The organism is Streptomyces sp. URMC 123, from assembly GCF_051386515.1.
Lineage (GTDB): Bacteria > Actinomycetota > Actinomycetes > Streptomycetales > Streptomycetaceae > Streptomyces.
In genome coordinates this window covers 1-5567 of sequence record NZ_JBPQTV010000382.1, presented here as the reverse complement: position 1 = coordinate 5567, position 5567 = coordinate 1, and the positions used below count along the sequence as shown (strand labels likewise).

5 protein-coding genes are annotated in these 5567 nt (G+C 74.0%); all 5 read right to left on the bottom strand.

Annotation, left to right across the window (positions count from 1 at the left end; genetic code table 11):
* On the bottom strand, nucleotides 1–1472 hold a 1472-nt coding region (locus ACSNOD_RS27710), incomplete at its 3' end, for an FAD-dependent oxidoreductase (protein ID WP_436769811.1).
* On the bottom strand, nucleotides 1472–1894 hold the full coding sequence (locus ACSNOD_RS27705) for a DUF4345 domain-containing protein (protein ID WP_436769810.1): 423 nt from the start codon (nucleotides 1892–1894) through the stop codon (nucleotides 1472–1474). The genes ACSNOD_RS27710 and ACSNOD_RS27705, both read right to left, overlap by 1 nt.
* A 170-nt stretch (nucleotides 1895–2064) precedes the next feature.
* Nucleotides 2065–3447 carry a cytochrome P450 gene (locus ACSNOD_RS27700; RefSeq protein ID WP_436769809.1) on the bottom strand — a complete coding sequence of 461 codons (1383 nt, stop codon included), beginning with the start codon at nucleotides 3445–3447 and terminating at the stop codon, nucleotides 2065–2067.
* A 126-nt stretch (nucleotides 3448–3573) separates the two neighbouring features.
* Nucleotides 3574–4791, bottom strand: coding sequence for a cytochrome P450 (locus tag ACSNOD_RS27695; RefSeq protein ID WP_436769808.1), 1218 nt, complete (start codon nucleotides 4789–4791; stop codon nucleotides 3574–3576).
* Nucleotides 4792–4795: 4 nt separating this feature from the next.
* Nucleotides 4796–5521, bottom strand: a complete 726-nt coding sequence (locus ACSNOD_RS27690; protein ID WP_436769807.1) for a hypothetical protein — start codon at nucleotides 5519–5521, stop codon at nucleotides 4796–4798.
* Between the last annotated feature and the right edge of the window lie 46 nt (nucleotides 5522–5567).

The window sequence follows — 5567 nt, the reverse complement described above, 5'->3', positions numbered from 1 at the left end:
CGCCGTTCCCGGGCGTCGGCGCGAACACGGCACTGCGGGACGCGGACGAGCTCTGCCGCCGTCTGGTGGCGGCCCGCCCCCTCCGGGGTCGCGAAGAGGCGCCGCCGCAGCGGCGGCACCGCGTTCGCCACCCGCAGGAACGCCCGCCCCACGGCCCAGCCGACCGCGCTGTCCGACGTCGTCCGCCGGGCCGTGGCCAGCGACGTCTTCACCGCCCGCCACGCGTAGTCGCGCATCGCGCTCTCGTACGCCCCGATCGCCGCCAGCAGCGGCTGCTCCCCCCGGTGGGCCGCCACCAGACGGCGGCAGAGCTCGTCCGCGTCCCGCAGTGCCGTGTTCGCGCCGACGCCCGGGAACGGCGTCATGCTGTGGATCGCGTCGCCGAGCAGCGTGACCCGGCTCGGGGTCCACGGCGCCACCGGCGCCGACGTGTGGAGGGGCAGCGGCGTGATCGTGGACGGGTCCGACGCGGCCACCAGGCGCCGCAGATCCGGGTGCCAGTCCTCGGTCATGTCCAGCACCAGCCGCTGGAGCGCGGCCGTGTCCAGCTCGGTGACCGCCGTGTCCGTGCGATAGCGGCTCTCCAGCGTGCTGAAGCTCCACATCAGATAGTCGGCGGTGTTGTCGAACAGCGCGCCCGGGTGGGCGTCCGCCGCCTCGTCGGCCCCGCCGATCGTCCGGCCGTCCACCGTGGCCGCCGCGGTCGCGGCGATGCGCTCGCGGTCGAACTCCTGGCAGGCCAGGAACATCGCGTGGCCGCCGCGCACCCCGCCGACGAGCGCCGGCCCGGACCACAGCGGCGCCGGCAGCAGCGGCCGGGTCTCCTCGGTCAGCGGCAGCTTGCCGGCGATCGCGACGATGCCGGTGTACTCGCGGACGGCGTTCGGCAGGTACTGCCCGCGCACCCGGGAGCGGCCGCCGTCGGCCCCCACGAGCACATCGCCGACCGCGGTCGTGCCGTCCTCGAAGTGCGCGACGACCTTCCCGTCCGGGCGGTCCTCGTACCGCGTGAACCGCTTGTCGAAGCGCACCACCCCCTCCAGGCCGGCCAGCAGCACCTGACGGAGCGTCATGCGGCTGACGGAGTGGTGGGCCGAGGTCGGGTCGTCGCTGCCGCCGGCGATGTCGGTGGCCGGCACGTGCAGCAGGGCCTCCAACCGCTCGGTGAGGAACGTGAACCCCTTGCTGGAGGTGGCGGTCGTCGCGACGAACGCGTCGAACAGCCGGGGCGGCAGACAGCGGTGCAGGGCACTGCTGCCGACCGGGCTGATGTCCATCCGGTAGCCCTGGAGGCGGTCGGTACGGGTGCGGTCGCGCTCGTACACCGAGACGTCGACGCCCGCCTTCCGCAGCCCCTGGGCCAGGCAGAGGCCGCCGATACCGCCCCCGATGATCATTACGTGCAGTGGCGCGGGGCCGTTGCCGGGGCCCGCCCCGGGGCCTGCTCCCGTGCCGGTGACCGTGCCGGGCATCAGGGCCTCCCCGCGCTCGGCCGGTGCACGGCGCCCGGCGGGTGCACGGCACCCGGCCGGCGGCCCACGGCGCGGGCCACCCGCGTCTGCCAGAGGGCCAGCAGCGGCGGCGCCACCAGCTCCAGCACGAACGCCCACACGAACATCGTGTGCGGCACCCCGGCGACCGCCATGGACAGCAGCCGCACCAGACCGCCGGCGACGGTGACCGCGCAGACGGCGCGGAAGGGCAGCAGCGCGGTCTCCACCCGCGGAATGATCCACAGGATGAGCACCCCCACCCCGAGCCAGATCGTGGCCAGGAACCGGTAGTTGCTCTCCAGGTCCGCGTTGGCCACCTGCTCGGAGGGCAGCGCGTTGACGCCCGCGAAGGCGTCCATGAGTCCGGTGCCGATCGGAATCAGCGAAAGGACCGCGAGCACGACTTGCAGTGCCCGCCGCGATCCCTGTGATGACTGGTCCGCCATGTCAACTCCCACGTGAGGGGTCATAGTCAGTGGCCGTGATCAGGGCCCCGGTCGGGCCGTGTCGGCAGCCCTGAGCAGTGGCCGTGGTCAGGGTGGATCGAGGAGAAGGGGAGGGAGGCACCGCCCTACGCGGCGTCACCCGCGGCCGTCGCCGCCTCGCGCCCGCCGCCCGTGCCGGCCGCGCCCGCGGCGCCGACCGGCCGGGCGACGATCCGCGCCCCCTCCGAGGGGATCAGCAGGATGTTGCGGGACCGGACCCGCTCCGGCCGCCGCGCCGCGGGCCTCAGCTCGAACCGCCGCAGCGCCGCCTTGAGGATCGCCGCGGACTCCGCCATGGCGAAGCGGGACCCGGGGCAGCGGCGGACCCCGCCGCCGAAGGGAATCCAGCTGCCGGGGCCGGGCTGCCCCTCCAGGAACCGCTCGGGCCGGAACGCGTCGGGCTCGCCGTACGCGCGCCCGTCGCGCTGCACCAGCCCCACCGCCGGCGACACGGTCACCTCGGCGGGCAGTACGTAGGCGCCGATCCGCGCCGGCTCCTTGAGCCGCCGGATGACCTGGTAGAGCGGCGGCCGCAGCCGCATCGTCTCGTTGACGACCGCGTCCAGGTAGTCCTCGTCGTCCCGCTCCGCCGCCGCCCGGGCCGCCCGCAGCGCCGCCGGGTGCCGCACCAGCTCGTGGAACGCCCAGCCCAGCGTCGTCGACGTCGTGTGGTTCCCGGCCAGCATCAGCGTCATCAGCTGGTCCCGGATCTCCGCGTCGGAGAGGGCGTCGCCGTCCACCGACGTCGCCACCAGCCGCGACAGCAGGTCCCGCCGCTCGTGCACGTCCGCGACCCGGCGCCGGGCGGCGATCTCGGAGTCCATCAGCCCGCGCACGTACCGCCGGGCGGCGGCGTACCCGCGCCACGGCTCGAACCGCTCCAGCCCCGGGCGCAGATGGCTGCTCGCGTCCAGCAGGCTGGTGTTGACGATCCTGCGGAACGGGCCGCGCAGCTTCGCGTGGCGCCGCTCGTCGTCGATCCCCAGGATCACCCGCAGGAAGATCTCCTGCGTGTAGTTCTCCATCTCGGCGAGCGCGCTGAAGGGCCGGCCGGTCGGCCAGCGCGCCACACGGGCGGCGGCGATGCGCTCGAACATCTCGTCGTAGCCCTGGACCGCCGCGGCGCCGAACGCGGGGGTCAGCAGCCGCCGCAGCCGCAGGTGGTCCTTGCCCTCGACGACCACCATCGACCGCTCCCCGATCACCGGGGCGTTGACCGGGTTGCCGTAGTACAGCTCCGGCGGGCCGCTGAAGACCTGCCGGACCTCGGCGGGGTCGGTCACGATCACCATGTCGCCCATGCCGGCGAGCCGCAGCCGGAAGGTGTCGCCGTAGCGGCGGCGCAGCCGCGGCAGCCAGCGGTGCGGGGCCTTGATCAGCAGTGCCGTCTGGAGCGGGGCCGGCAGCCGCGGGCCGGGCGGAAGGACGGTTCGCCGTTCGGGACCGACGGTGGTCGAGGTGTCGCGCACGTGTACCCCTTTGATGGCTGGCTGGCTGACGGGCTGACTGCGGAGCGGACGAGACGTACGGGCGGGACGTACGGCGGTGACGCGGGCCCGGGACGTACGGCCCCGGCGTACGGGCGGGCGAGGCGGCTACCAGGTCACCGGCAGCTCCTCGAAGCCCACGAACAGCAGGCCCCGCCCGCGCGGCAGCTCCTCGGCGGCCACGGCCGGCCGCAGCCCCGGGAACCTGCGGAACAGCCCGCGCAGCGCCGAGACGACGATCAGCCGGGCCAGCGCGGCGCCGATGCAGCGGTGCGGCCCGTGCCCGAAGGCCAGGTGCCGGGCGGCCGACCGGTCCGGGTCCACCTCCAGCGGGCGCGGGTTGACCCGCTCGTCCATCCCCGACCCCTGCGTGCAGACGAGCACCAGGCTGTTCTCCGGGATGACCGTGCCGGCGACCGTGACCTCGGTGTCGGTGACGCGGAGCAGGCCGCCCAGCCCGATGGACGGATGGTGCCGGCGCAGGATCTCCTCGACCGCCCGCTCGGCCCCCTCCCGCGTGGCCAGCAGCCCCGCCGGGTCGGGGAACTCGGTGCACAGCGCGACCACGGACAGATCGAGCTGCACGACGGTCGGCTCCACCCCCGCCATGATCACCTGGGAGGTCAGCTCGATCAGCTCGCCGTCGGTCATCGCGTCCTCGCCGCGCGAGGAGGCGGCCAGGTCCGACAGCAGGTCCTCGCCGGGTGAGCGGCGCTTCTCGTCGAGCTGCTGCTGGAGGAAGCCGTGGATCTGCTGCCAGATCCCCATCCCGGTCATGAAGTCACCGGCCTTGAACGCCCGGCTGGCGTCGTCCAGCCAGGCGCCGAACCGTTCCGTCTCCGTCTCCGGCAGCCCCAGCAGCAGCGCGAACACCCGGGAGGGCAGCGGCACGGAGAGGAACCGCCGCAGGTCCGCCGGCGGCCCCGCGGCCGCCATCGCGTCCAGCAGGCCCTCGACCAGCTCCTCCACCCTGCCCTGGAGGGCGCGCACCCGCTGGTGGGTGAAGCCGCCGACGAATGGCCGGCGCTGCCGCAGGAGTTCCGGGCCGTCCTCGTTCACCATGCCGCGCAGCAGCATCAGGATCTCGGGGAGCCCGTACGAGGCCAGGTCGAGCGCGGGCAGCTTCGTCCGGCCGACGCCCGGGTGGGACAGCACCGCCTTGACCTCGTCGAAGCCGGTGACCAGCCAGGCGGTGCGCTCTCCCATCCGGATGGGGATCAGGGGGTGGCGCGAGGCGAGCCGGGACAGGTGCTCCCGAGGTGCCGCGCCGTTGAGCCAGGTGCCGTCGAGGGGGCTCGCCGCCAGGGCGGGACGAGTGTCTGTCATGGCGTCAGATCCGTTCCTTGGTCGCTTCGGGGGCCGCCGCCGGGTCCGGCGACCCGGGCCTCGGGCCCTCCTGGCCGCGCTCCCGGGAGCGCGCCCGGAACACGGTGCCGATGTAGATCAGGTCGAACAGCAGGATCACCGCGTACAGCAGCGGCAGCAGGGTGGAGCCCTCGTAGTTGGGGTGCGGCGGGTGCACCACGAAGGCCACCGAGGCCAGCGAGGTGCCCAGGAACTTGAAGACCGCGATGCCCAGGGACTGGCCGAGCAGCCCCCGCCGGGCGTGGAACATCATCAGGAAGCCCACGGACATCAGCAGGTTCATGCCGAAGGCGGCACGGGCGCCGAACGGGTCCCGGAACTCGTCGCCGAGGGTGTAGACCACGCCGAAGGCCGTCGCCAGGCCGGCGGCGAAGAAGAAGGCGTAGACGGGGACGGACACCCCGGGGAACTGGCGGCGGCCGTACCGCACGGCGGTCCACAGGATCACGCAGTTCAGCAGGAACCACACCGCGTTGCACACCAGGTTCACGGCGGCCAGCTGGGGGTCCTCGTGGGCGGGCGGGCGCAGGAAGGTGTAGATGAACTCCCAGGACCAGTTCGCCCACAGGGCCGCGATCGGGATCGCGTACACCTTCTCCCGGAACCCCTGCCGGATCGCCAGGACGTAGGTGACCGTCCAGCACAGCGCGCCGACGGTCTGGAGGGCGGCGTAAAGGGACGCTACCTGCATGGTCAGCTCTCCTCTCGCGCCGCGGTGGGGGTGGGGGCCGCGGTGG

Coding starts and splice junctions, on each gene's coding strand:
- ACSNOD_RS27690 (WP_436769807.1), bottom strand. CDS start 5,521: ATGCAGGTAGCGTCCCTTTACGCCGCCCTCCAGACCGTCGGCGCGCTG.
- ACSNOD_RS27695 (WP_436769808.1), bottom strand. CDS start 4,791: ATGACAGACACTCGTCCCGCCCTGGCGGCGAGCCCCCTCGACGGCACC.